The sequence below is a fragment of the Pirellulales bacterium genome (genome assembly GCA_019636335.1).
Classification (GTDB): Bacteria; Planctomycetota; Planctomycetia; order Pirellulales; family JAEUIK01; genus JAHBXR01.
In genome coordinates, this window is sequence record JAHBXR010000011.1 from 100,288 (window position 1) to 124,268 (window position 23,981).

The 23,981-nt window shown below is 63.9% G+C and carries 22 protein-coding genes; 14 read left to right on the plus strand and 8 right to left on the minus strand.

The features are described from left to right. Positions 1 to 127 precede the first annotated feature (127 nt). The 5 genes from KF708_12730 (at position 128) to pelA (ending at position 4,188) form a co-directional block, all read left to right on the plus strand. Positions 128 to 478, plus strand: coding sequence for a hypothetical protein (locus KF708_12730; protein ID MBX3413548.1), 351 nt, complete (start codon positions 128 to 130; stop codon positions 476 to 478). A 378-nt stretch (positions 479 to 856) separates the two neighbouring features. Further along, positions 857 to 1,717, plus strand: coding sequence for a phosphoadenylyl-sulfate reductase (locus KF708_12735; protein ID MBX3413549.1), 861 nt, complete (start codon positions 857 to 859; stop codon positions 1,715 to 1,717). A 96-nt stretch (positions 1,718 to 1,813) separates the two neighbouring features. Continuing rightward, positions 1,814 to 2,242, plus strand: a complete 429-nt coding sequence (locus KF708_12740) for an Rrf2 family transcriptional regulator (GenBank protein MBX3413550.1) — start codon at positions 1,814 to 1,816, stop codon at positions 2,240 to 2,242. Between the two features lie 57 nt (positions 2,243 to 2,299). After that, entirely contained in the window at positions 2,300 to 3,094 is a 795-nt protein-coding gene (locus KF708_12745; protein MBX3413551.1) for a hypothetical protein, read from the plus strand. 11 nt (positions 3,095 to 3,105) lie between these two features. Then, positions 3,106 to 4,188, plus strand: coding sequence for a pectate lyase (gene pelA, locus KF708_12750; GenBank protein ID MBX3413552.1), 1,083 nt, complete (start codon positions 3,106 to 3,108; stop codon positions 4,186 to 4,188). 93 nt (positions 4,189 to 4,281) lie between these two features. Here pelA and KF708_12755 read toward each other — a convergent pair whose 3' ends face one another. Both KF708_12755 and KF708_12760 read right to left on the minus strand, forming a co-directional pair. After that, entirely contained in the window at positions 4,282 to 5,550 is a 1,269-nt protein-coding gene (locus KF708_12755) for a hypothetical protein (protein ID MBX3413553.1), read from the minus strand. 953 nt (positions 5,551 to 6,503) lie between these two features. After that, positions 6,504 to 7,649, minus strand: coding sequence for a glycosyltransferase (locus KF708_12760; GenBank protein ID MBX3413554.1), 1,146 nt, complete (start codon positions 7,647 to 7,649; stop codon positions 6,504 to 6,506). Between KF708_12760 and queA the strand changes: the two genes are divergently transcribed. Together queA and KF708_12770 are read left to right on the plus strand one after the other, a co-directional pair. Beyond that, on the plus strand, positions 7,648 to 8,865 hold the full coding sequence (gene queA, locus KF708_12765) for a tRNA preQ1(34) S-adenosylmethionine ribosyltransferase-isomerase QueA (GenBank protein MBX3413555.1): 1,218 nt from the start codon (positions 7,648 to 7,650) through the stop codon (positions 8,863 to 8,865). The two genes, KF708_12760 and queA, sit on opposite strands and share 2 nt — an antisense overlap. A gap of 142 nt (positions 8,866 to 9,007) precedes the next feature. Continuing rightward, entirely contained in the window at positions 9,008 to 9,628 is a 621-nt protein-coding gene (locus KF708_12770; GenBank protein MBX3413556.1) for a phosphoesterase, read from the plus strand. Positions 9,629 to 9,841: 213 nt separating this feature from the next. On the opposite strand, the gene KF708_12775 is transcribed toward KF708_12770, so the two are convergent. Continuing rightward, positions 9,842 to 11,107, minus strand: a complete 1,266-nt coding sequence (locus KF708_12775) for an NAD(P)/FAD-dependent oxidoreductase (protein ID MBX3413557.1) — start codon at positions 11,105 to 11,107, stop codon at positions 9,842 to 9,844. A 159-nt stretch (positions 11,108 to 11,266) separates the two neighbouring features. Between KF708_12775 and KF708_12780 the strand changes: the two genes are divergently transcribed. Together KF708_12780 and KF708_12785 are read left to right on the plus strand one after the other, a co-directional pair. After that, a complete protein-coding gene (locus tag KF708_12780; GenBank protein MBX3413558.1) occupies positions 11,267 to 12,460 on the plus strand; it encodes an aminotransferase class V-fold PLP-dependent enzyme in 1,194 nt (397 codons plus the stop codon). Between the two features lie 145 nt (positions 12,461 to 12,605). Next, complete coding sequence (locus tag KF708_12785) at positions 12,606 to 12,938, plus strand: iron-sulfur cluster assembly accessory protein (protein ID MBX3413559.1); 333 nt, start codon at positions 12,606 to 12,608, stop codon at positions 12,936 to 12,938. Between the two features lie 64 nt (positions 12,939 to 13,002). Here the strand turns inward: KF708_12785 and KF708_12790 are convergent, their stop codons facing one another. Then, positions 13,003 to 13,989 (minus strand): phosphoglycerate dehydrogenase, encoded by a 987-nt coding sequence (locus KF708_12790; GenBank protein MBX3413560.1) that lies wholly within the window; start codon positions 13,987 to 13,989, stop codon positions 13,003 to 13,005. 231 nt (positions 13,990 to 14,220) lie between these two features. On the opposite strand from KF708_12790, the gene cbiE reads away from it, so the two are divergent. The 3 genes from cbiE to KF708_12805 are packed head-to-tail and all read left to right on the plus strand — an operon-like array spanning position 14,221 to position 16,725. Next, a complete protein-coding gene (gene cbiE, locus KF708_12795) occupies positions 14,221 to 15,465 on the plus strand; it encodes a precorrin-6y C5,15-methyltransferase (decarboxylating) subunit CbiE (protein ID MBX3413561.1) in 1,245 nt (414 codons plus the stop codon). Between the two features lie 31 nt (positions 15,466 to 15,496). Next, positions 15,497 to 15,928, plus strand: coding sequence for a GNAT family acetyltransferase (locus tag KF708_12800; protein MBX3413562.1), 432 nt, complete (start codon positions 15,497 to 15,499; stop codon positions 15,926 to 15,928). After that, positions 15,925 to 16,725 (plus strand): PIG-L family deacetylase, encoded by an 801-nt coding sequence (locus tag KF708_12805; GenBank protein ID MBX3413563.1) that lies wholly within the window; start codon positions 15,925 to 15,927, stop codon positions 16,723 to 16,725. Before KF708_12800 ends, KF708_12805 begins: the two co-directional genes overlap by 4 nt. 151 nt (positions 16,726 to 16,876) lie before the next feature. On the opposite strand, the gene KF708_12810 is transcribed toward KF708_12805, so the two are convergent. The 3 genes from KF708_12810 to KF708_12820 form a co-directional block, all read right to left on the minus strand. Beyond that, on the minus strand, positions 16,877 to 17,650 hold the full coding sequence (locus tag KF708_12810; GenBank protein MBX3413564.1) for a hypothetical protein: 774 nt from the start codon (positions 17,648 to 17,650) through the stop codon (positions 16,877 to 16,879). 97 nt (positions 17,651 to 17,747) lie between these two features. Further along, positions 17,748 to 18,602, minus strand: coding sequence for a fumarylacetoacetate hydrolase family protein (locus KF708_12815; GenBank protein ID MBX3413565.1), 855 nt, complete (start codon positions 18,600 to 18,602; stop codon positions 17,748 to 17,750). A gap of 166 nt (positions 18,603 to 18,768) precedes the next feature. Next, entirely contained in the window at positions 18,769 to 20,100 is a 1,332-nt protein-coding gene (locus tag KF708_12820; protein MBX3413566.1) for an NAD(P)-binding domain-containing protein, read from the minus strand. 361 nt (positions 20,101 to 20,461) lie between these two features. Between KF708_12820 and KF708_12825 the strand changes: the two genes are divergently transcribed. Beyond that, on the plus strand, positions 20,462 to 21,886 hold the full coding sequence (locus KF708_12825; protein ID MBX3413567.1) for a class II fumarate hydratase: 1,425 nt from the start codon (positions 20,462 to 20,464) through the stop codon (positions 21,884 to 21,886). A 76-nt stretch (positions 21,887 to 21,962) separates the two neighbouring features. Next, the gene (locus tag KF708_12830; GenBank protein MBX3413568.1) at positions 21,963 to 23,126 is read left to right on the plus strand and encodes a tetratricopeptide repeat protein; all 1,164 of its coding nucleotides are present in this window, start codon (positions 21,963 to 21,965) and stop codon (positions 23,124 to 23,126) included. An 82-nt stretch (positions 23,127 to 23,208) separates the two neighbouring features. Here the strand turns inward: KF708_12830 and KF708_12835 are convergent, their stop codons facing one another. Next, on the minus strand, positions 23,209 to 23,958 hold the full coding sequence (locus KF708_12835) for a CAAX prenyl protease-related protein (GenBank protein MBX3413569.1): 750 nt from the start codon (positions 23,956 to 23,958) through the stop codon (positions 23,209 to 23,211). Between the last annotated feature and the right edge of the window lie 23 nt (positions 23,959 to 23,981).

Consider the following 23,981-nt stretch of genomic DNA (forward strand, 5'->3'; position numbering starts at 1 on the left):
GCCGTGACAAACAATCGCTGCGGGAGCGCCTGCGCGCCAGGATCGCAAGTGCATACACCTTCGTTTACATGGATAGCCTTCCAATGCGCATGGTGCTCGGATTTAATCTTTCTGAGGAATCGAGCGTATGAGCGAACATCCCAACGAAGCGCCGAGACACCGCTGGTTCCAGTTCCAACTGCGAACACTGCTTGTCGTGCTTGGTTTGGTGTCGGTGATTCTCGCATACCGTGCCAATTGGATTCGGCAGCGACGCGCAGCGGCTGTCGGGTGGAAGATCACCGACTTCGAGCCACTGCATCCGCACGCTCCAGCCAGGGCGCCAGGATTACTTTGGCTATTGGGTGAGCGCGGATATGGAGCCCTTTACCGGGAATCCTCAAAGCCGCTTACGAACGAAGAGGAAACGCAGCTTGCCAAAGCAGAACTTCTCTTTCCCGAGGCACTTGTAGTATGGGAAGTGTTTCCCGAGCATTGATCGGAGGGTTCCGGCAGCGCAGGAGCGCCTACTAGCGCAAGTCGCGTGGCTGAGATTACATGAGTTCGCTAGAAGAGAAAGAGAGGGCTGCCTACGACTGGTTCTCGATCGTGCGCCGCTATTGACGGCACGAATGCGGAAAATCCTGCCCGAGCTGGCTCAGTGAGTCAAGCATGTTGTGACCAAAGAACTTGCGACAATTCCGGGTTGGGTCATGGCGTGCCGGCCTGCCGCCCTAATCGTCATAAGTTGAAGGATCGTCGCGTGGGGAGTCGATAGGAACCGATGGCGAGCAGCGATAGTTGACTTTGATAAGCAACATTCGTATCATTCGAGGCACTTCTCGCCTCAGACCAGCGATCGTGCGAGAGGAACTCCATGCCCCCAGCCAGTCTGACGACTGCGGATTTCATGCTCACGAATGCTCAAACGGTGCCGCTTCCCGCAGCGGCCCCCCCAGCGGCCGAGCCGACCAACGGCAAGCCCAGCGACAGTGGTGCCCTCAAAGACGGCGCTCCCAAGGTTCGCGTGGCGAGCGAGGAATTGCTCGCGCAATTGAAGGAGTACAGTCGTCAGCTCGAAAATGCTCAACCTCGCGAGATCATCGAGTGGGCCGCGGAGAATTACTTCCCTCGCCTGGGCATGGCCACTGCCTTCGGTCCGGAAGGCTGCGTGATCATTCACTACCTGGCCGAGGTCCAGCCGAAGACCTACGTCTTCAATCTCGACACCGGCTACCAGTTCAAGGAAACCCTCGAGCTGCGCGACCGCATCGCCAAGCGGTACGGCATCGAAGTCGAGCTGCGCAGCGCCCCGACCACCGTGGCCGAGTACGAAGCTCAAAATGGTGGCCCCGTTTATAAAACCGATCCGAACAGGTGCTGTTTCGATCGCAAGGTGAAGGTCCTGCGCGAGTCGGTGGGGGGACTCGATGCCTGGATGAGCGGCATTCGCCGCGACCAGAGCACGGATCGCGCCGCGGCCGACATCGTGGGCTGGGACAAGAAGTTTGGTCTCGTGAAGATCAGCCCCTTGGCCAATTGGACCAAGAAAGACGTTTGGAAGCTGATCACCGACCACGACATCCCGTACAATCCACTGCACGACCAGGGCTACACGAGCATCGGTTGCTGGCCCTGCACGCGGGCAGTGATGTTTGGCGAAGACGAGCGTGCCGGTCGTTGGAGCGGCACGGCGAAGACCGAGTGCGGCCTGCACTCGGTCGACGAGAAAGAATAAACGCGGCGGCTCGCACCGTGCGGCGTTCGGCATCCACTCCGAATCGCGTCGCGGGCCACGCGCGATGCCTGGCCCAGTTTCTGCGAGTGACAACGCGTGCGAGTCTCTGCCAAGACGGAATACGCCTGCATTGCCATGCTCGAGTTGGCCGCCCGGTACGGCTCGGGGGAGCCGGTGCGCATTCGCGACATCGCCGAAGAGCACGACATTCCGTCGCGCTTTCTCGTGCAGATTCTGTTGCAGCTTAAAGGGGCGGGCTTCGTGGCCAGCACGCGGGGGGCCGCGGGGGGCTATCAATTGCTCGTGCCGCCCGATCAGATCTCGCTGCGCGACGTGATGGTCGTGATCGAGGGTCCGCCCGAGGCGGCGCTGACCAGCAGCGCCGCCCCCACCTCATCGGCGGCCAAGACGCTCTTGCACGTGTGGCGCGAAGTCACCGCCGTCGAGCAGCAGATGCTGGGTGAAATCACCTTTGCCGAGTTGGTTACTCGCGCCAAACGCGAGACCGACATGTACTATATCTAGCCGAGGCGCGTTCCATCGCGGGACGTCCTGCTCATGCCCGGCTGTTGATTAGCTCTCATGATCTCCTTGCTCACGATCTTCAAGTCGCCGTATGCGCGCGGTCTCTTGGTGGCGATCCTTGCCTTGAGCAACTCCGCGTTCGCCGCCGACAACGTGGCGACGCACGACTGGCACGAGACGCACAGCTTCGCCGCCCCCGAGGCCCGTCAGGCGGCCGCGGCCGACGAGCGCTACGTGTATGCCATCTCTTCGACGACCGTGGCGCAGCACGACCGCGAGACGGGCAAGCTGATCGCACGCAGCCACCCGCCGGCGAAACACCTCAACAGCGGGTTCTTTCACGAGGGGCAACTCTATCTCGCGCACTCGAACTATCCGGCGAAGCCCGAGCAAAGTGAAATCAAACGGCTCGATCTCGCCACGCTGAAACTAACGACATGGCACGACTTCGGCGCGAGCGACGGCAGCCTGACCTGGTGCGTGCGCGATGTCGCAGGAGCATGGTGGTGCAACTTTGCTTACTATGGTGAGGACAACACAAAGACCTACGTCGCCCGGCTCGTCGATGGGCAGGAAAAGGGGCGTTGGACGTATCCTGCCCGCGTGGTGCAGGCGTTTGGCCAGAAGAGCAGTTCGGGGGGCGTCTGGTATCACGGCAAACTGCTCGTCACGGGACACGACGAACGTGAATTGCACATCCTGGAGCTTCCCGCCGATGTCGCCACTGGCGAGCTGCGCCATGTGGCCACCGTAAAGGCCCCTTTCACCGGACAAGGCATCGCCATCGATCCGGTGACGGACGGACTGCTTGGCATCGATCGCGGCAAGCGGCGCGTGATCTTCGCAGAATAGAGAGTGATACCATGAAACGCCATGTCGCCCCCTGGATATTTCTCGCGCTGTTGCTCGCCACGTCGCGGTTGCATGCGGCCGACACGATCGCGTGGAAGGCCTGTCTCTCGCAATCGCCTATGTGGTACGGATCGGCCGAGGCCATTCGCATTGCCGACAACGTGCTCGCATACCAGCGTGCCTGCGGCGGGTGGCCGAAGAATCTCGACATGGCAGCGCCCCTCGACGACGCGACCCGCGCCGAACTACGCGCTACGCGCGACGAGCGCGGCACGATCGACAACGGCGCCACCTATACGCAGCTCCGTTACCTGGCGCGCGTGGCCAAAGCGACCGGTGAAGCGCGCTTTCGCGAGGGCGTGCTGTCGGGCATCGACTTCCTGCTCGCCGCCCAATATCCCTCGGGGGGCTGGCCACAGGTATCGCCGAACCCCGCAGGGTACTCACGGAACATCACCTTCAACGACAACGCGATGACCGGCGCGCTGCAACTGCTGCGCGACGTATCGCTGGGCGAGGCGAATTTCGACTGGATCGACGACGAGCGCCGCATCGATGCCGGCAAGGCCGTCGAACGCGGCATCGAGTGCATCTTGCAGTGCCAGATTGTCGTCGACGGCCGGCCGACGGTCTGGTGCGCGCAACACGATCCGGCCAGCTTCGCTCCCGCCGGGGCGCGGAGCTATGAGCTCCCCTCGTTCAGCGGTTCGGAGAGTGTCGGCATCGTGCGTTTCCTGATGCAGATCGACGAGCCGGGCCCGGCGATCGTCGCCTCGATCGAAGGCGCGGTCGACTGGTTCGAACGGGCGAAGCTCACCGGCCTTCGCATCGATCGACGCGAGGATCCCAGCCTGCCAAGAGGTTGGGATAAGATCGTCGTCGAGGATCCGCAGGGGCCGCCCATCTGGGCACGGTTCTACGACTTGAAGACGAATCGCCCCTTCTTCTGCAGTCGCGACGGCGTGCCGCGCGAGCACCTGGCCGAGATCGAATACGAGCGGCGCACCGGCTACGCCTGGTACGGTGATTCTCCGGCGGCTCTGCTCTCGCGCGATTATCCGCGCTGGCAGGCTCGCTGGAATCAACGGCCCTGAGCCGCTTGGATGCAATCCCTGCATCCACGAAAAAAGCCGCCCGCGAGAGAAACCCACGGGCGGCTGTAAGTGGCTATGTTCGTACAGGCAAGGTTAGGCCTGCGAGGCGCTCGACATGGCCTCGGCCAGAATGCGCGACGTGCTTTCGCGCATGATGCGCGGGTCGACCGTGTTGCCGGCCAGCAGCGTGTTGCGCACGTCCTTGCCCGAGATGAAGACCGGCTTCTCGTCCTTGTGCTTCTCCATCAGGTCGACGCGGCCGATCGAGTCGTAGTACGCGGCGAAGCCGACGTTCACGGGCTTGATCTTCAGGTCGCCGCCGAGCTTGTTGAAGATCTCCTGGGCATCGAAATCGCCCCAGATCGCCGTACCGTCCGCGTAAGGCGCATCGGCATGCTTGCGGCCGATGACGATGTCGGTGAAGCCGTAGTTCTGGCGATAGATGGCGTGCATCACCGCTTCCTTCGGACCGCCGTAGAACATCTTGATGTCGAGGCCGAGCAGGATCACGCGATCGGGCACCGACTCGCTACGCGAGTTCCACAACGAGGTGTCACTGTCTCCCTCGCCGATGCCGCGAGCGTCGATCAGCGCCTCGTAGGTGTGCATGCGCACGTCCGCCTTGACGTCGTCTCCCTTCGTCTCGCCGATCAGCGGGTTCAGGCAGGCGCCGGCGTTGTGGCCCGCACGGAGCAACGTCTCGAGGCCGTAGACCAGGGCGTACTCGTGGGCGCGGTGCAACGGGTTGCGCGTCTGGAAGGCGACGACACGATTCCAGCCTTTTTCGGCCAGCAGCTTGCGCACTTCGCGCGGCGAAAGGACATACTTGCCGAACTTTGAATTCTTCGGCTGCGGCAACACCTGGATCGTGCCGCCGATGAGATGCGTCTTGTCGGCGTCTCCCTTGAGCACCATGTCGGCGCCGGGATGATCGGTCCGCTCGGTGAGGTAGACGCTCTTGATGTAGCGCGGCTTGTCCCATTCGAAGACGTCGCTGATATCGAGCGTGGCGACCGGCTTGCCGGCCGTGTTCACCAGCGCGACCTTCTGCCCCTTCTTCAGTGTCTTGGCCAACTCGGCGGTGACGGGCAGCGCGATGGGAATCGTCCAGGCATATTTCTTGCCATTCACCTCGATGACCGCTTCATCGAGCACGCGGTTGTAGGTGGCCGAATCCATCGGGCCGATCAGCGGGCTCAAAGCGCCATCGCCAAAGCGATACACGGTTGAGAGATCGGCGTCCGAGACGGGCACCTGGGGAAGCGTGGCGGCCTCGGCTTCGAAAGCGGCAATCTTGTCCGCGGCGACCGTGCAGCAAACCAGCTCCGAGAGGCCACCGTGAGGGGCGATCAAATCGGCCATAACTTTCGTCCTTCCAGCACGTTAGAGATAGTTCTCACTCGTTTGAAGCGAGTCAGTATAGAAAAACCGCTGGCAGCACACAATTGGGCGAAAGCAGCACCCTACGAGGGTTTTTCACGAGGGATTCCTCGCACGAGTCGCCGCGGAAGCGAGCGAGGCCTTGATCGCCGCATGACAATCGGCGATGGTCCGTCCAGCGGGCACTAAGAAAAGGCTCCACCTCGAACACGTCCATTTGTCCACGCGAGGTGGGGCGTTTGCGGTCGACTTGTCGGCAAGGACGACGACTGGTCTCCGCAACTCGCAACCGGACGCTTCGTGCGTGCGCGGTCCGCTCATGGCCCAAATTCCGTCGGTCGCAGGGCCGACATCAAGACGCGTCAGTCGGTGGCCGGTGACTGGCGCGCCGGGTAAGGCGCTAGGCGAGCAATCGGACGGACTTTCTCCAGTACGAACAGGTTGGACGAATCAGGCGGGCCAGGGGCGCGGTGTGCAGGCAGGGATCGCATTCACGTTGGACCGGCGTGCGCACGCCGAGCGCGGGTCTATCCAGGTGCAAGGCGGAGCCAAGACGTCGAGCCCACTCCTGACACGGCTCCGTTGGAAGTAGAGGACGAACGTTCCCGCGCCGTCCAGGCCTGTGACACTGGCCACGCGCGAGGTAGCTGATCGGAATCTTTGCCAATCGCGAAAGCGTTCGCGAACGGTGCTTGCAGGTTCTTGATCGAGGCCGCAACGATCGTGTTGCACCCAGCGATCACCACACGCACCATTCACTCCCACTGAGGTCCAAGAATAGCGATGCGTGGCGCATCGTCAAGAAACTTTTCCGTGCGCGACAACGAATGCACAGTCGCGCTGCGCGTAGCTTGCGAACAGCATTTCACTTGCGACGAGAAAAAGTCTCGGCAAGTTTTTTTCACGCGCGTCGATGCTAGCAATGCTGTCGTCGCTCAGAGGGACAACCATCGCCGATAGAACGCCGCATAGGCCGCCACCATCGCGTCGACGCTGAAATGTTCCGCCACGCGGCGCTGGTTTTCCCCTCCCAGGCGGACCCCCTCGGCGGCTGGCCCGACGAGCGCAAAAGCCCTGAAAACAAGGCCTTCTGCATCACCCGGGTCAAAGGTCTGCGCGGCGGCGAGCGGGCCGAGCGCCTCGGCCACCCCCTCGACTCGGGTAGCCACGACTGGCAGCCCGGCCGCCATCGCCTCAAGCACCACGTTGGGCATCCCCTCCCAGGCCGAGGGGAGCACGAGCAACTCGCTCGCGCGCAACAGGCGCGGCACGTCGTCGCGCCGCCCCAGCCGATGCACGCGGTCGGCCACGCCCAATTGTATACACTTGTTGTACACAACTTCGCGCAGGGGGCCATCGCCCACCAGCAGCAGGTCGTGCTGCGGCAGTCGCTCCAGCAAGCGCGGCGCCTGCTCGACGAGCCACACGCTGCGCTTCTGCTCGTCGAGCCGACCGACATAGATGATCGCTCGCCTTCCCGCCGCGACCCCCAACGTGGTGAGATCGAGCGGCTCGGCCTGGGCAAAGCGGGGCACGTCGACACCGTTCGGAATCACCGACAAGCGGTCGCCCGGCAGGCCCCCCTCGCGCCGCGAGAAGTCCGCCACGTCCGCGCTGACGCAGACGTAATGATCGACCCAACGCGAGGTCATTCGGTCGAGCCAGAGCCGCGCGCGACCGCGCCGCTCTGCCACGCGGATACCGCAGACCATTCGAACTCCGGCGCGGCGCGCGGCGAGGCGACCCAGCAGGTTGGCGTGATGCAAAAAGCTCTGCGCGATCGCCGGTCGATCGCGCCGCCAGGCGGCGGTCAGCCAGCGCAGGGCGCGGGGGGCATCCCGCACGGTACGCACCCCGCAAAATTCGCAGGCGATTCCGGCCGACTCCAGCGCGCGCACCAAGCGATCCTGACCTGCCGCGGGTCGCGGTTGCAGAACATAGACCTGGGGCCGGAAGCCGTGCTCGCCGAGCCCCAGCGCCAGGTTGGTCAGGGCCTGCTCGGCCCCCCCCACCTCGAGCCCCGTGATGAGCAGGGCCATGGGCGTGGCCGACTCGACCGGTTGATCGCCTGCACGCGACATGAACGTTCCGCAACTCAAAAGAAATAGGGAAAACAGTGTGGCTCCCGCTCGCCTTGGGCGTTCGGCGCACGCGGCCGTTGGCTTATACTCGCCTCCCCGGCCGACGCCTAGGCGATTCACCTCCAGGCGTTCATCGGCCAAAGCTTCCGCGAGCCGCCCGATCGTGTCCGACGCCGAACTTTCTCATTATGACTACGAATTGCCGGTCGAGTTGATCGCCCAGCAGCCGCTGCACGAACGTAGCGACGCACGGCTACTCGTGGTCAATCGAGCCCAGGCAAGTATCGCTCATCATTACGTCCGCGATTTGCCCGAGTTGTTGCGGGCAGGGGATATGGTGGTGGTCAACGAGTCGAAGGTCGTGCCCGCGCGGCTTTTGGGCCGGCGCGAGAGGACGGGGGGCAATTGGGAGGGGCTGTTTCTCTCGGTCGGCGCCGACGGGCGCTGGCATCTGCTCAGCAAGACCCGGGGCAAGGTGCAGCCGGGAGAATGGATCGTCCTGGTCGACAACACGGGGCGCGATGCCTGCCGCCTCCAGTTCGCCGCGCGCGAAGGAGAGGGAGTTTGGCGGGCGAAACCGGAATCGGCCGATGACGCCTATGCGATTCTCGATCGGGTGGGGCGCGTCCCCCTTCCCTGCTACATTCGCGAGGGGGTCTCGGAGCCGGGGGATCTCGAGCGTTACCAAACCGTTTATGCCCGGGTGCCCGGCTCGGCCGCGGCGCCGACCGCAGGCCTGCACCTCACCGATCGCCTGATCGGCCGCCTCGAGACCCGAGGCGTGTCGCTCGCGCGCGTCACCCTGCACGTGGGGCTCGACACGTTCCGCCCCATTGGCGTCGAGCGACTGGCAGAACACCGCATGCATCGCGAATGGGGCGAAATCGATCACGCGACCGCCGAACGGCTACGGGCCGTGCGACCGTCTGGCGGGCGCATCGTGGCAATCGGCACGACGAGCACGCGCGTGCTCGAGACGGCGGCCCGGCAGGGGGATCTCGCGGCCTGGCGCGGCGAGACCGATCTGTTCATCCGCCCGCCCCACGTGTTTCATGGCGTGGACGCGCTGCTGACGAACTTTCACCTGCCACGTTCGACGTTGCTGGTGCTCGTGCGAACCTTTGGCGGCGACGAGCTCATTCAACGAGCCTATGACGCGGCGATCCGCGAACGGTACCGGTTTTACAGTTACGGCGACGCCATGCTGATCGTCTGATTTTCCGCCGCGTGGCCGCCTCTGTTCCGTTCTTGCCCGCGGATGCTCGCCACGTGGGGATCGCTGCCGTATACTCCGGTGGTCGAGCGGTCCTCGCGTCGCGGGCCGACAAACCCAGGAATCTTCCGGAAAGGACGCCCCCGTGGCACTGGTAAAGACCGAACAAGTTCTTGTCGTTCCCACGGCCGTCTTTCACCGCCTCGGCCATTTCCAGGGATTCTGCGCCGAGGTGGACCGCTACCTCGACGAGTTGCTTTCTCCGGAGCACACGAGCTACCGTCCGCGCGACGAAGTCGAGGAAGATCCGAGCTTCAAGCAGTTGATTCCCTACGTTGTGTTCCGGCATGGCGGCGACGGCCGGCCAGAGAGCATCTTTCAATACACGCGCGGCCGCGGGCAAGGCGAACAGCGCCTGCACGCCAAGCGCAGCGTCGGGATTGGGGGGCACATCTCGTCAGTCGATGCCGAGGAGGACGTGAACCCCTATGCCGAGGGCATGCGCCGCGAGTTGGAAGAGGAGGTCCTCATCGACACGCCTTACCTCGAGCGCTGTGTCGGGCTGATTAACGATGATGAAACCGAGGTCGGCCGCGTCCACTTGGGCGTGGTACATGTGTTCGACGTGGCGCGGCCGGCCGTGCGTCCACGCGAGCGCGACATCGTCGAGGCCGGCTTCCGCCCGGTCGAATCGCTCTTGGCCGACCTAGATGGTTTCGAGACCTGGTCGCAGATCACGCTACGGGCGCTCTTCGGCAAGGGCTGACGGGATAATATCTCCCAGACGATTTTCCGGAGCGGCGCCGGTCGGCAGGCGAAGTCCGGTGTCGGAGAATCATGTTGCGCAGCTCATTCTCTGGTCGCTGCGCGACACCGACCATCTTGCGACTGGGCTCGTTTCAGAAGGAGAGCTTTTTCCGCAAGATGATCGGTGCTACCCGGCTTCCATGCTGACGTGTGGCCGGAATCCGAGGGATCTTTACACGCTCTCCGCGGCGAGCCAGCCGGTGCTGAAGGCCGCCTGGAAGTTGTAGCCGCCGATCGGCCCGTCGAGATCGAGCACTTCGCCGGCGAGGTAAAGCCCCGGCACGAGCTTGCTCTGCAGGGTGCGCGAGTCGACCTCGCCCAAGGGGATGCCGCCGGCAGTGACTTCAGCCTTTTCGAAGCCAAGCGTCCCTGCGACGGGAAAGACGAGCCGCTTCACGTTTTCGACGAGGCGCGCCCGTTCGGTCTTGGAAATCTCGGCCGCGCGGCGTTCGAGCGGCACTTCGGCCTGCATCATGACCGTCTCGGCAACGCGGTTCGGAAGCCATTCGCCCAATAGCGTCACCACCTGCTTCTTGCCCGACTCGGCCGTCGCGCGGCGCAAATCTTCCTCGAACTGGGCACGCGGCACGTCGGGGAGCAGATCGCACTCGAGCCGCAGCGTGCGCGGGCGCGGGTGGCCACTCACTTCGCGACTGATATCGAGCGCCACGGGGCCCGTCAGTCCAAAGTGCGCGAAGAGCAACGAGCCTCGCGTTCGCGCCAGTGGCTTGGCGCGGCGTCCCGACTCGTTTGCTTCGTGCAGTTCCAAGGCGATATCGGGCAAGGTCACGCCGCGGAGCGCCGCCACCCAGTGCGCTTCGCAGCGCACCGGCGTCAGCGAAGGCCGCGGCGGCACGAGCGAATGCCCCAACGACATGCACCAAGCATAGCCATCGCCCGTGGTGCCGCTGCCGGGATAGGACTTGCCTCCCGTCGTGACGATGACTTTTTCTGCCCGCAGTTCGCGTCGCGCGGTCGTGAGCCGAAATCCGCCCTCGATGCGTTCGATCGATTTGAGCGGCTCTTCCGTGGCGAGCGTGCAACCGCTGCGCTGGAGCCGTGCGAGCAGGGCCGCCAAGACGTCGGCCGCGCGATCGCTGGCGGGAAAGATCTTGCCAGTCGATTCGATCTTGGTCAGCACCCCCTCGGCCTCGAACAACTCGACGAGTCGAGGCGGATCGAGTGCGGCGAGGGCCGAGTGCAGGAAGCGGCCCGGCAGGCCGTAGGCCTGGACGATGCCGGCCGCGTCGGTGGCGTGCGTGAGGTTGCAGCGCGTGCCCCCCGACATGAGGATCTTCACGCCGGGGCGGCGGTTCTTTTCGAGCAACAAGGTGCGGCGGCCCCGTTCGGCGGCATGCGCCGCCGCCAGCAGGCCCGCCGCCCCCGCCCCCACGACGATGACCTCCCATCGTTCGGACGAATTCGGTTCGGATGGCAGCGCGTCGCTCAATGGAGTCACGGTCGGCAGTTCTGGAACAGAGGGTCGGTGAGCTACAGAGGTGAGGCCAAACTGGCGGGGGTCGGGCCAGAATAGGGGATTCACGCCCAAGTGTCACGGCTTGCCGTCGTGCCATACCGCTCGGACAATGATACGACTATGGACGAACGCCCCATTTACCTGGACAACCACGCCACGACGCGCGTCGACCCACGCGTCGTCGAGGTGATGCTGCCCTACTTCACCGAGACGTATGGCAACCCGGGCAGCACGAGCCATGTTTTCGGCTGGGAGGCCCGCGAGGCCGTCGATGCGGCACGCAAGGCGCTCGCGGCGGCGATCGGGGCGCGCGACAAAGAGCTCGTCTTCACCAGCGGCGCCACCGAGAGCAACAACCTGGCGATCCGGGGAGTGGCCGAGCGCCAGCGGCGCCGCGGCAATCACCTGATCTCGGTCGAAACGGAGCACCCCTCGGTGCTCGACCCCCTCGATCGCCTTGCCCGGCGCGGCTACGAGGTCACGCTTCTGCCGGTCGCAGCGCATGGCGATCCGCGGGCGGGCTGGCTCGATCCGCAACGCGTGGCCGACGCTCTGCGCGACGACACCTTGCTCGTATCGGTGATGCTGGCCAACAACGAGATCGGGGTGATCCAGCCGCTTGCCGAAATCGTGGAGCTGGCACACGCGCGCGGCGTGCCCGTGCATTGCGACGCCACGCAAGCCGTGGGCAAGCTACCGGTCGATGTGGGCACGCTGGGGATCGACCTGATGAGCTTCACCGCGCACAAGCTGTATGGCCCGAAGGGCATTGGGGCCCTCTATGTGCGACGCCGTCCGCCGTCGGTGCGGCTTGTGCCTCAGATCGACGGTGGTGGTCAGGAGGGGGGCCTGCGCAGCGGCACGTTGAACACGCCGGGCATCGTCGGTTTCGCGCGGGCCGTGGAACTGGCGCTGGCCGAGCTGCCGGACGAACAGCGCCGGCTTTCAACCCTACGACAACGGCTCTACGAGGGGCTCGTGAGCGCGGTGGACGAAGTGTCGCTCAATGGGCCGACGCTGGAGCGGACCGACTTGCGGCTGCCGGGCAACCTCAACGTCAGCTTTGCCGGCGTCGACGGCGAGGCACTGATGATGAGCATGAAGCGTCTGGCGGTCAGCTCGGGCAGCGCCTGCACGAGCGCGAATCCCGAGCCGAGCCACGTGCTGCGCGCCCTGGGACTGAATGACGACCTGACCCGGGCCAGCCTTCGCTTCGGCCTGGGGCGTTTCAACACCGAGGCGGAAATCGACGCGGCCATCGAGGCCGTGGCCGAGACGGTCCACCGCCTGCGGCAGCTCAGTCGTTCGACTTGAGCGATTTCGGGGCAAGTTTTGTGGGTCAAATGCCGATTTTGCTCGTCATCGCCCCGCCCAACAGCCCTTTCCTTTGCTGGCCGGGTCGTATAATTTAGACAGTCTACGTTGCAATAAATCGCGACTCCTCACCTGGAGACGGAACATGGGTATTGTGCTGACCGAGAAGGCCGCGTCGGAAGTCAAGCGAATCCTCGAAGAGCAGAAGCTCGATGCCGACACCATGCTTCGCGTCGGTCTCGCCGGCGGCGGCTGCAGCGGCTTCCAGTACAGCCTCGGCTTCGACAAGGCCTACGACGAGAAGGTCGACTCGAAGCAGGAACACCATGGCGTGACGGTCGTCGTCGACAAGAAGAGTGCCCTCTACCTGGACGGCACCAAGGTCGACTTCTACGACGGCCTCGAAAAGCGCGGCTTCGTGTTCGATAATCCGAACGCGACGAAGACGTGCGGCTGCGGCAGCTCGTTCTCGGCCTAAGCCCCGAGCACCCTTCGCTCGACGGTCCGGAAAACCAACGAAACCACGCTACGCGCCTGCTGGATTACCATTTCCAGCCGGCGCGTAGTTCTTCGTTGACCACGCGACCGTTGCCGGGCCATTCACCCCGGTACAGTTCGGCGATCGATCTTCCGGCCATCGTGGCCATCGCCTCGAGCGATTCTTCGTCGAGGCCCCCCATGTGCGGCGCAAGCAGCACGTTGTCGAGCGCGAGCAGTGGGCTGTCGAGTGCCAGCGGTTCGACGTCGAACACGTCGAGCCCCGCCGCCATCAGGTGACGGCTGCGGAGCGCGTCGGCCAAGGCCGTTTCGTCCACCAAGCTGCCACGAGCCGTGTTGATGAACACCGCGCCTGGCTTCATCTTCGCCAGACTCTTGGCATTGATCATCCGCACTGTCTCGGGCGTGGCCGGTGTGTGCAGGCTCACGATGTCGGCCTCGGCGTAGAGTTCATCGAGCGTAACAAGACGAATGTCGTGCTTCGCGGCGAAGGCAGCATCTGCCATGGGATCGCTGGCGATCACCTTCAGTCCGATGCCGAGGCACCTCGTCGCCATGGCGCGGCCGATGCGCCCCAGCCCGACGAGACCGATCGTCTTCCCTCCGAGCCTTGGCAGCGGTACCCGCTTCCACACGCCCGTACGAACTTCCTGATCGCGCCCCGGTTGTCCGCGCATCACGCCGAACAAAAGGGACAGTGCTTGCTCCGCCACCGAGATTTCATTCGTGCCAGGCGTGATGGTGACCACCACGCCTCGCTTGCTGGCGGCGGCCATGTCGACGGCGTCATAGCCCACGCCGGCCCGGGCGATGACGCGCAGGTTTGACTTCGCGAGCACGTCGGGATTGAACGGCTCCATGCCCGCCAGCACGGCCGAGACGCCATCGAGCTGCTCGAGCAGATCGGCCGGGTCCATCAGCGACATGGCGTTCGGCGGATAGACCACTTCGAGGCCGGCTTCTTCGATCGCGCGGCGACAGGGCAAGTCGAGTTCGTATAGCAGATGGGGCGTGATCAATACGCGGGGCATGGCAGGTGATCTAAGCGAGCGGGCAAGGGAGCGAAGCTCGGCGGTTTCTACCCCACGGCGCCATCCTAAACAAGTACCGACCGGCGTGTCTCCCCCGCCCGGCACGCGGGGGTTCATTTCAATCGCGGGGGGCCGTAGAATCGCCCCAGAGCGAACGCCTGGGGCGGCGCACGTCGTGTGCCGTGAAGACCGGGCGGACTCCAACCGACGAACCAATCGAGGCGGCCGCACTTGGGCACCAGCGAAAAAGTACACATCATCGGGATCGGCGACGACGGACTCGACGGAGTAACGGACGCCGCCCGGCGGCTCATCCACGAGGCCGAATTGATCATCGGCGCCGAGCCGACTCTGGCCGTCGTGCCCCCCGGCAAGGCCGAGCGATTGCTCGTCGGCGCGAATCTCGACGCGGTTGTGCAGCGCGTGGCGAACTCCGCCGGGCGCCGCATCGTCGTGCTCGCCTCGGGCGATCCCCTGTTCTATGGCGTTGCGCGCTACCTGTGCGCCCAGTTGGGCAAAGAACATTTCGAGGTGCTGCCGCATGTGAGCAGCATGCAATTGGCCTTTGCGCGCGTGAAAGAGAGTTGGGAGGAGGCCTACCTGACCGATCTCTCGAGCCGCAATCTGTCGAGCATCCTCGAAAAGATTCGCATCGCCGAGAAGGTGGGGCTCTTCACCAGCGAAACCACGCCCCCCGCGGCGGTGGCCAAGGCGCTGCTTGCCAGCCGGATCGACTACTTCAACGCGTATGTCTGCGAGAATCTCGGTTCGCCCGACGAGCGCGTGACGCAGGGGACGCTGAACGAGATCGCGGCGCAGGAGTTTTCGCCCCTGAACGTGCTGATCCTGGTGCGCAAGCCCGACGTGCCGGACCGGCCGAGCGAACAGATCGGCCGGCGCTTGTTCGGCAATCCCGACCAGGTCTTCCTGCAGTCGAAGCCGAAGAGTGGCCTGCTGACCCCCGCCGAGGTGCGCTCGATCGCGCTGTCGGAATTGGATCTCGGGCCGACGAGCATCGTCTGGGACGTGGGGGCGGGGAGCGGATCAGTGGCGATCGAGGCCGCGCAAATCGCCGCTGGCGGAACGGTGTACGCCATCGAGATGGACGCTGAAGATCACGGCCTGATCGTCGAGAACGCCGAACGCTTCGGCTGTCGCAATCTCGTGCCGATCCACGGCCGCGCCCCCGACGCCTGGGCTGATATCCCCAGCCCCGATGCCATCTTTGTCGGTGGACAGGGGCGCGAAATCAGCCGCCTGGTCGAACTGGCCTTCTCGCAACTGAAGCTGGGGGGGCGTTTGGTGGCCAACGTCGGCAGCCTGCAAAACCTCTCCGAAGTGCATGCCCTGCTCGAGCATGGCGGCTCCGACGTCAAGGTGTGGATGGTCAACATCGCGCGCGGTACTTATCAACTGGAGCGGGTGCGTTTCGAGGCATTGAACCCCACCTTCCTGCTGGCGGCTGTTAAGGCCTGATATTGGCGATTGTCCGCGGATGGGATCTGGGATGAGAATTCGCCCCTTCCAAGAGTCTGACGAAGCCGAAGTGAGCGCCTTGTGGACCAAGGTGTTTTCGTATCCACAGCCCCACAATCAACCATCTCATATCATCCAACAGAAACTTGTCTTGCAGCGCGAGCTCTTCTTTGTGGCAGAAGAGGATCACGGCATTGTCGGCACGGTGATGGGGGGCTACGACGGACACCGCGGCTGGATCTATGCGCTGGCCGTGAGGCCCGAGTCGCGACGCCAGGGGTTGGGTACCGCTTTGGTGCGACATCTTGAACGGGAATTGTCGTTTCTCGGTTGCACGAAGATCAACCTACAGATCGTTGCGTCAAATGCCGCGACCGCGGAATTCTACAAGCAGCTTGGCTACCTGGTCGAAGAGCGAATCAGCATGGGCAAGGTGATCGCTTCCGCTCATCCGAACAATTGAAGAAGGCATCCATCGTGGCCAGCGAAGTTGCGAGTAACACGGTCGAGCGACTCGACGTGATCGCCGTGGGAGCGCACCCGGACGACGTCGAGATCGCCTGCGGCGGAACCCTCGCGCGGCTCGTCCGTCAGGGATATCGCGTCGGCATCATCGATCTGACCGATGGCGAACCGACGCCCCGTTCGCCGGGTCCCGAGGTGCGTCTGGAAGAAGCTCGCCGCGCGGCGGAAGTGCTGGGCGTGCAACTGCGGTTGAACCTTGGCATGCCCAACCGCCGGCTCTTCGATTCGTTCGAAGCGCGCGTGGCGCTGGCCACGGAGTTCCGCCGCTATCGTCCCCGGGTCGTGCTGGGCTTCGGCGACAAGACGCCGATGAACTCGCCCGATCACTGGCAGGCGATGCAGATTACCGATGCGGCGGTGTTTTATTCACGGCTGACAAAGTGGGACGAATACTTCGCCGGCCTGCCCGTGCATACGATCTCGGCCCAGCTCTACTACAGCCTGGCGTTCGGTTCGCCCGAGGGGATGTCGCACGGCAGCAATCTGGTGGTCGATATTGGCGAAACGCTGGAGACGAAGCTCGAGAGCGTGCGCTGCTACGAAACGCAGTTTCCGCCCGAGAAGGCCCATATCCACGAGCGGATCCGCGCGGTGGCACTGACCTTGGGGTTTGCCGCCGGCTATACGGCGGGCGAGTTGTTCAACGCCACGCGGATGCTCGGCACGCGCGACCTGATGCACTTCCTGCTGGGCGAACGTCCGGCCGATGCGCCGCGCCGCGACGACCCGCGCTAGCAGGCTGCTGAAAAAGGTCCGTCGTGGCCTTTTTCAGCCTCGCGAAGTGCGGAGTTGAACTCCGCACCGCTCGCAAAAGAACGACTTCCGTCGCTATTTTGTGATCGCATCCAGGCGATCCTAGCAGGCTGCTGACTTTTTCAGCAGCCTGCTAGTTCGGCGGCGTCTCGGGCTCGGCCCGTTTGGCGAACGTGCGAATCGCGGCATCGATCAGTTCGAGCGGATAATCGGGCGACGTGGGATTGGCGACCCCCTGAAAGACGATCCGCCGGTCGCCATCGTCGATCAGATAGACCACGGCCGCGATCGACTGCTCGTTCGGCAACGTCGCATGATAGGCCATCCGCGAAGCGGGGAAATCGCCGATCTTGCCATGCTCGGTCTTCTGCCGCTCCGAGTTGGGCCACGTGGTCGAAATATTCGCGAACATGGCCGCTAGCATGGCATCGTGAGCCGGGTATTGCTGGCTCGGCGGATGAAATGTCGCCGCGATGACGGCGGGCGTGGCGCCTTCTTGCGCCGGGCCTTGATAACCGATCATGAAGGGCTGCGGCGAATCGGGCCGATCCGAACCGCGGGCCGCTTCCGTGAATCCCACCGGCACACGCAGACCATAACCACCGAAGTCGGCCGGCTCGGCGACGAGCTTTTCGTCCCATTCGGCGCCGACCTCCCAGGAATCGTCCGCCGCGTCAGCAGCCGCCGGTTCGCTGGGTGCGGATGGTTCTTCGGCAGACACCGGTTCAGCAGGCGGCTCGATTGCTGGCGCATCGACGGGCGCCGCAGGCATCGACGGTTCTGGTGTGACGTTCGCCGCCGGGGCGGCCGCGGGGGCAGGCGTTTCGGCGACTGCGGTTGCCTGTGTCGATTCCGTCGCCGCCGGCTTGCCGCAACCGGTGCCCAGCGCGCCGAGGGACAATGCCAAGGCAAAGGTCATCGTGTGCCAGGCACGCGTCTCAAAAAACGACCGACCACACCGATAACGATTTGCTTGCATGGGAGTCCTTGGTTGGCGGGCCCGCTCAGCCTTGCACGACGGTGTTCGCGAGCGTGCCGATGGGTTCTATCGTAATCTCGATTTCGTCCTGGGGCAGCAAGGTGAAATCGTCTTTCGGCACGATTCCCGTGCCCGTCAACAGAAAGGCTCCCTCCGGAAAGCTATTGTCGCGGGCCAGCCAGCCGATGAGATCGTCGAACGTCCGCGCCATCTGCCCCAGGTTCGTCGTATCGGTGAACGCCACCTCGCGCTGGCGACGGACGGTGAGCTTGATTTCGGTCTGTTTCGGCAGGTCGTCGGCCAGCAGAATCGCGGGGCCCAGGGCACACGACCCGTCGTACACTTTCGCCTGTGGCAAATAGAGAGGGTTTTCTCCCTCGATATCGCGCGAGCTCATGTCGTTGCCGATCGTAAAGCCGACCAGCTTCATCCGCGAGTTGAGCACCAGCGTCAGTTCGGGCTCGGGCACGTTCCAGGCAGCGTCGCGACGAATGCGCACCGCGCCGCCGGGGTCGACCACCCGATGCGGGTTCGCCTTGAAGAACAACTCGGGACGCGGCGCCTCGTAGACGAGGTCGTAGAAGCGGGCGGCCCCTTCCGATTCCTCCATCCGCGCGGCGCGGCTGCGCAAGTAGGTTACCCCGGCAGCCCAGACTTCCTGCCGATCGATCGGCGCCAGCAGATCAATCTCGGCGGTCGTATAAGGCGTTGCCCGACGATCGACTAGTTCGTGAACGGCGGCGGCCGGATCATCGGCTTCGAGGATGTCGGCGAGCGTGGCGAAGGGCGTTCCTGGCTCCAGACGCAATGGCACGATGGCGTCGTTCTCCCAAAGCCCTGTTTTGATGCCGGCACTGGTTTGGAATTTGACAAGTTTCATGGACCGTCTCTGCAAAGTTCCGAATCAAAGTGGCACAGACTGCCAGCCTGTGCATTGGGAGTGTCAGCTCACTTCATGAGTGGAGCATGTCGCGGCGTTCAATACTGAAACTGCACAGGCCGGCGGCCTGTGCCACTTTGATGTCAAGCACCAATACAGCGCTTCTTTACACCTGTTGCGGTTCCTTGCCCGCGTGCGAAACGAGCAGGCGCATCAACCGCTTGATGTGCTGGCGATAAGTATAGTGCTCGATCTCGAGCAGGTGGCGAGTCGAATGAACGTAATGTATTCCGGCGCCGAGATCGGGCTGCGGCCCCGCCTTGATCTGCCGCACACGTGCGGCACGCTCCGGCGCGCGCTCTTGGGCGGCAACGTACTCGGCGATCAATTGGGCCTGGTAGTCGACGAGCCCCAGTTGTCCGCTGTCGGGCTGCAGTAGCCCCGCCACAAAGAGATTGTCGTAGCGGGGATGAAAAATGTGCAGATACAACAGTGGCTTGTCGTCGTGCCAATTCAGATGCGCGCGATCGATGAAGGGAAAGCTGATCTTGAAGCCGGTCGCGTAGACGATGACGTCGATCGCCTCCTCGCTGCCATCCGTGAAGCGCACGTGCGTGCCGGCCAACTCGGCAATATCGGGCTTCACCGTGATGTCGCCATGCCCGACGTAGTAGAGCATCTGCGAATTGACGATCGGGTGGCTTTCGAGCAGCTTGTGATCGGGCTTGCGTAGGCCGTAGTCTTGCGGACTGCCGAGCACTATCTTGGCCAACACGCTCGCCACGGTGCGCCGCACGGCGAGCGGCACGCGCCAGCGCAACAGGCGTTCGCCCAATTCGTCCGAAGGGCGGCCGAGAAAGTATTTGGGCAGGTAGTGGTACCCGCGCCGCGAGCTATGGAACGTCTGGGAGGCGTTCTGAGCCGACTCGACGGCGATATCGCAGCCGGAGTTGCCGGCCCCCACCACCAGCACGCGTTTGCCACGGATCGCGTCGGGCGTCTTGTACTGCGCGGAGTGCAGGACGAGTCCGTCGAAGTGGCCGGGATACTCGGGATATTTCGGATCCCAATTGTGCCCGTTGGCAATCACCACGCCGCGATAGCGCCGCCGCTCGCCCCCCGACAACGCGACGTCCCAGAATTCGCCGGCCGGCTCGATGCGCTCGATCGCGCGATTGAATTCAATCGCGCGGTAAAGATCGAAGTGCCGCGCGTAATCGCGCAGGTATTCCCACACCTGCGTTACGCCCGGGTAGTCGGGGTACTCGGCCGGCATCGGAAAGTCGGTGAACTCGGTCATCCGCTTCGAGCTGAGCAGATGCGTCGAGCGGCAAACGCTGCTGGCGGGCTTGCCGAAGTACCAGTTGCCGCCGACGTCGTCCTCGCGCTCGATCACCTCGACCGCGATGCCGCGCTCGAGCATGTTTTTGGCAACGGTCAGGCCCGATGATCCCGCACCGACGATACAGTAGGTCTTCGTACGATCGTGTGGGTCCATGAGGAGGATTTTATGCCGTGGTGCGGGGCAAAGAAGCGAACTGGCCGAGGCCGCGTTATTGTAACAGCCTCAACAAGCAGAGAAGTGGCCCCGTCCGCCGGCTTATGCCATACGAGTGCAAGCTGTACCCAGCACAGGCCGGCGACCTGGGCCACTTTTGTTGTGAGCGTCTGTTCTTATCTCGTAGCACGTATAGCCCTAACTGGTCATTTGACGACCAGGTGCGTGGAAAACAAGTCGTTTCGAGGTCCGATAGTCCGGCGAGCCGATCTTTGTCCACCCGGCAGATTCCGCTATGATCTAGCCGCCAGACCCCAAATTGTGCAGCTTTGCCGAACCCACACACGAACCAATTGCCGCGATGACCGACTTCCGCACTGAACACGATTCGATGGGGGACGTGCGCGTCCCCAAGCATGCGTACTATGGCGCCCAGACGCAGCGCGCCGTCGAGAACTTTCCCGTCTCTGGATGGCCCCTGCCGACGCCACTCATCCGCGCGCTCGGGCTCATCAAATACGCTGCCGCTGTCGCCAATCGGGATCTGGGCAAGTTGACGGGCTCGGGCAAGAACCCGCTCGACGACAAGCAGGTCGAAGCCTTGCTCAAGGCCGCGCGCGAGGTGTACGACGGTCGCTTCGACGCCGAGTTTCCGATCGACGTCTTCCAGACCGGCTCGGGCACCTCGAGCAACATGAACGCCAACGAGGTGATCAGCAATCGCGCGATCGAGATGCTGGGGGGGGATCGCTTCTCGCAAGCGAAGCCGGTTCATCCGAACGATCACGTGAACATGGGGCAGAGCACGAACGACATGTTCCCCACGGCCATTCATGTGGCCGTCGCGCTGGCGATCAAGAACGATCTGATTCCCGCGCTCGAGCGGTTGCAGGGCGTGCTCGAAGACAAGGCGCGCGCGTGGGACAAGATCATCAAGATCGGTCGCACCCATCTGGCCGACGCGACGCCGTTGCGTCTGGGCCAGGAGATCGGCGGCTTCGCGCGACAGATCGAATTGTCGCTCGACCGCGCGCGTCGCGCCATCGAGGCGGTGCTCGAGCTGCCGGCGGGGGGCACGGCGGTCGGCACCGGTATCAACACGCATCCCGAGTTCGGCAAGCGCGTGGCGGCCGAGTTGGCGCGCGAGACCGGTATTCCCTTCGTCGAGGCGGTGAATCACTTCGAGGGGAACGCGCAGCGCGACGGGCTCGTCGAGTGCCACGGCCAACTGCGCACGATCGCCACGACGCTGTTCAACGTGTCGAACAACATTCGCTGGCTCGGCTCCGGCCCGCGCTGCGGCTTCTACGAACTGAAGCTGCCCGATCGCCAGCCGGGCAGCTCGATCATGCCCGGCAAGGTGAACCCAGTCATGTGCGAGAGCATGATGCAGGTCACGGCCCGGGTCATGGGGAACGATCAGACGATCGCCGTCAGCGGCGCGGCTGGTGGCCAGTTCCAGTTGAACATCATGATGCCCGTCATGGGGCATACGACGCTGGAAAGCATTGCCATCCTGGCGGGGGCCACGCAGGCGTTCGTCGACTTCTGCGCCCTCGAGATGGAGGCCAATGAAGAGGCCTGCCCGGCTTCGGTCGAGAAGAGCCTCTCGATGGTGACGAGCCTCAATCCGCTGATCGGCTACGAGAAAGCGGCCGCCTTGGCGAAAGAGGCCTTCAAAACCGGCAAGACGATCCGCGAGCTGTGCCTGGAACAAAACATTCTCGCTCCCGACGTGCTCGAACGGGCACTCGACCCCTGGAGCATGACCGAACCGCACGGTTAATGTCTCTCGGTGAGCTTGCGCGGGGAACGCAACCAACCGAACTCCAACCTAGCGTGAACGATCAGGAGACCGAATCATGGCAGGTCGAATCAAGGCGTGGCGCGTCGCGGCGATGGCGGGCTGCCTGTCGCTGTGTTGGACGCTGGCGGCCGTGGCGCAAAACTCGTCCCAGGAAGGCGCCGTCGGGGCCGACGCCGTGCGCGAGGCGCACCGCATCAGCAAGACCGCCAAGACCGAGGAAGACTACAACGCCATCCTCGCGCTGTGCGAAAACGGTCTCACCACGATCACCGGCGAAGAGAACCTCAACTACACCAAGCAGCTCATGTCGTGGGCGTTGAACCGCCGCGGCGAAGTGCGCGCGGCCGACGGACGCGACCAGGAAGCCGCGGCCGACTTCGACCAGGCCATCGAGCTCGATCCCACGCGCTGGCAGGCCTGGCACAACCGGGGCGTCAGCCGTGCCATGTCGGGGGACTTCGAGGGGGCCATCGCCGATTTCGATCAGACGATCAAGCTCAAGCCCAACTACGCCAACGCCTGGTTCAACCGAGGAGAACTGCGCTACGAGCAGGGAGAATACGAAGCGGCCGTTGCCGATTACAACAAGTCGATCCAGCTCAACTCGGTCGACGCCGCCGCCTTCAACAGCCGGGGGCACGCCTTCTACCGCTTGGGCCAGTTCCAGAAGGCCGTCGACGATTTCACCCAGGCCATCCGCATCGAGCCGTCGAACGCCGCGGCCTATACGAACCGGGGCGATCTGTACGCCGATCTGGGGCAATTCGATCAGGCCGCGCGAGACTATCGTGCGGCCATCCGCATCGACCCGAACCTGGGGCGCGCCTATCAAAGTGCCGCCTGGCTGATGGGCACCTGCAGCGACGAGCGCTATCGCAACGCCCAATTGGCCGTCGATGCCGCCGTCAAGGCGATCGAGCTCGACGGAGCGGACGACTTCCGTTACCTCGACACGCTGGCGGCGGCCTACGCCAACGCGGGCGAGTTCGACAAGGCGATCGAGAACCAGGAGAAGGCCATCCAGCTCGCGCCGGAAGAGGTGGTCGAACGCTATGAAGAACGGCTCGCCCTCTACAAGGCCAACGAGCCTTATCGCGACACGCTCGACGACGAAAAAGGGGCTCCCGCGTCCGCGAACAACGCGAAGACCACGCCCGCTCCGGCTAGGCCGTCTGGTCCCAGTGCCCAGCGCAACCCGCTCCGCGACCGCCCGTTGTAGGCCGCTTGATGAAGTGGTCAGGGGTCAGTGGCTAGTGGTGAGGGGGCGTTCTGCTACGGGAGTCGGCGTCCGGACGGACTTGTCATAGCAGGTGCCACTGGTCGTAGCCGGCCAGATGGCTGCCGACCACGTAGAGGCCCAACAGCCCGTTCGTCACGCCGTGGGCCACCACGCAATCCCAGATGTTCCGCGTGCGGATCATCAGCCAGGTGACGAGCGAGAACCAGCAGAGCTCGGCCAGGATCTCGGCGGGGTGCATCGATACGGCCGCCGCGGTCGCCAAGGCGATGCCCAACAGGTGGGGCGTGCCGAAAGGGACCTTCCACCAGTCGGCAGCAGCGACGAAACGCATCACGAAGCCGCGCAGAAAGAATTCCTCGATCAAGGGGACGATGGCCACCAGGCCATAAAACCGTAGGGCGAGGAAGCCCCACGCCCAGGCGGGCTGATGCTGTAGCTCGACCAAAGGATTGAACGCGCTGCGCCGGCCGGCGTCGATCAGGCCGTCGAGCCCCACCGCTCCCAGCACCGTCGGTTCGAGCGCCAGGTGTGTCAAGGCGATCCAGACGAGGACCCCCACCGCGCCGACCAGGGGGGCCAGTGGACTTAAACGCCAGGGAAATTGCTTGTAGCCGGGCCACACGAACCCGATCGCCACCAGCGTGCAGGCGATCTTCAGCGTGTAGATGAGCGGGTAGGAACGGTACTCGATGCCCAGGTCGAACCAGGCTTTTTCTTCTCCGGCCCCGCTCGGAGGCGTCGGCTCGAAAGAGTTGCCCAGCATGTAGACGACAAAGGGGAGGACGAAGACGAGCCAGGGATGGCGCGCCAAAAGCGCCGCTCGGCCGCCTAAAG

Excerpts from the sequence above, each read along its gene's own strand:
- KF708_12730 (MBX3413548.1), top strand. The coding sequence starts at position 128 with ATGAGCGAACATCCCAACGAAGCGCCGAGACACCGCTGGTTCCAGTTC.
- KF708_12735 (MBX3413549.1), top strand. The coding sequence starts at position 857 with ATGCCCCCAGCCAGTCTGACGACTGCGGATTTCATGCTCACGAATGCT.
- KF708_12745 (MBX3413551.1), top strand. The coding sequence starts at position 2,300 with ATGATCTCCTTGCTCACGATCTTCAAGTCGCCGTATGCGCGCGGTCTC.
- pelA (MBX3413552.1), top strand. The coding sequence starts at position 3,106 with ATGAAACGCCATGTCGCCCCCTGGATATTTCTCGCGCTGTTGCTCGCC.
- KF708_12755 (MBX3413553.1), bottom strand. The coding sequence starts at position 5,550 with ATGGCCGATTTGATCGCCCCTCACGGTGGCCTCTCGGAGCTGGTTTGC.
- queA (MBX3413555.1), top strand. The coding sequence starts at position 7,648 with ATGAACGTTCCGCAACTCAAAAGAAATAGGGAAAACAGTGTGGCTCCC.
- KF708_12760 (MBX3413554.1), bottom strand. The coding sequence starts at position 7,649 with ATGTCGCGTGCAGGCGATCAACCGGTCGAGTCGGCCACGCCCATGGCC.
- KF708_12780 (MBX3413558.1), top strand. The coding sequence starts at position 11,267 with ATGGACGAACGCCCCATTTACCTGGACAACCACGCCACGACGCGCGTC.
- KF708_12785 (MBX3413559.1), top strand. The coding sequence starts at position 12,606 with ATGGGTATTGTGCTGACCGAGAAGGCCGCGTCGGAAGTCAAGCGAATC.
- KF708_12790 (MBX3413560.1), bottom strand. The coding sequence starts at position 13,989 with ATGCCCCGCGTATTGATCACGCCCCATCTGCTATACGAACTCGACTTG.
- KF708_12800 (MBX3413562.1), top strand. The coding sequence starts at position 15,497 with ATGAGAATTCGCCCCTTCCAAGAGTCTGACGAAGCCGAAGTGAGCGCC.
- KF708_12815 (MBX3413565.1), bottom strand. The coding sequence starts at position 18,602 with ATGAAACTTGTCAAATTCCAAACCAGTGCCGGCATCAAAACAGGGCTT.
- KF708_12820 (MBX3413566.1), bottom strand. The coding sequence starts at position 20,100 with ATGGACCCACACGATCGTACGAAGACCTACTGTATCGTCGGTGCGGGA.
- KF708_12825 (MBX3413567.1), top strand. The coding sequence starts at position 20,462 with ATGACCGACTTCCGCACTGAACACGATTCGATGGGGGACGTGCGCGTC.
- KF708_12830 (MBX3413568.1), top strand. The coding sequence starts at position 21,963 with ATGGCAGGTCGAATCAAGGCGTGGCGCGTCGCGGCGATGGCGGGCTGC.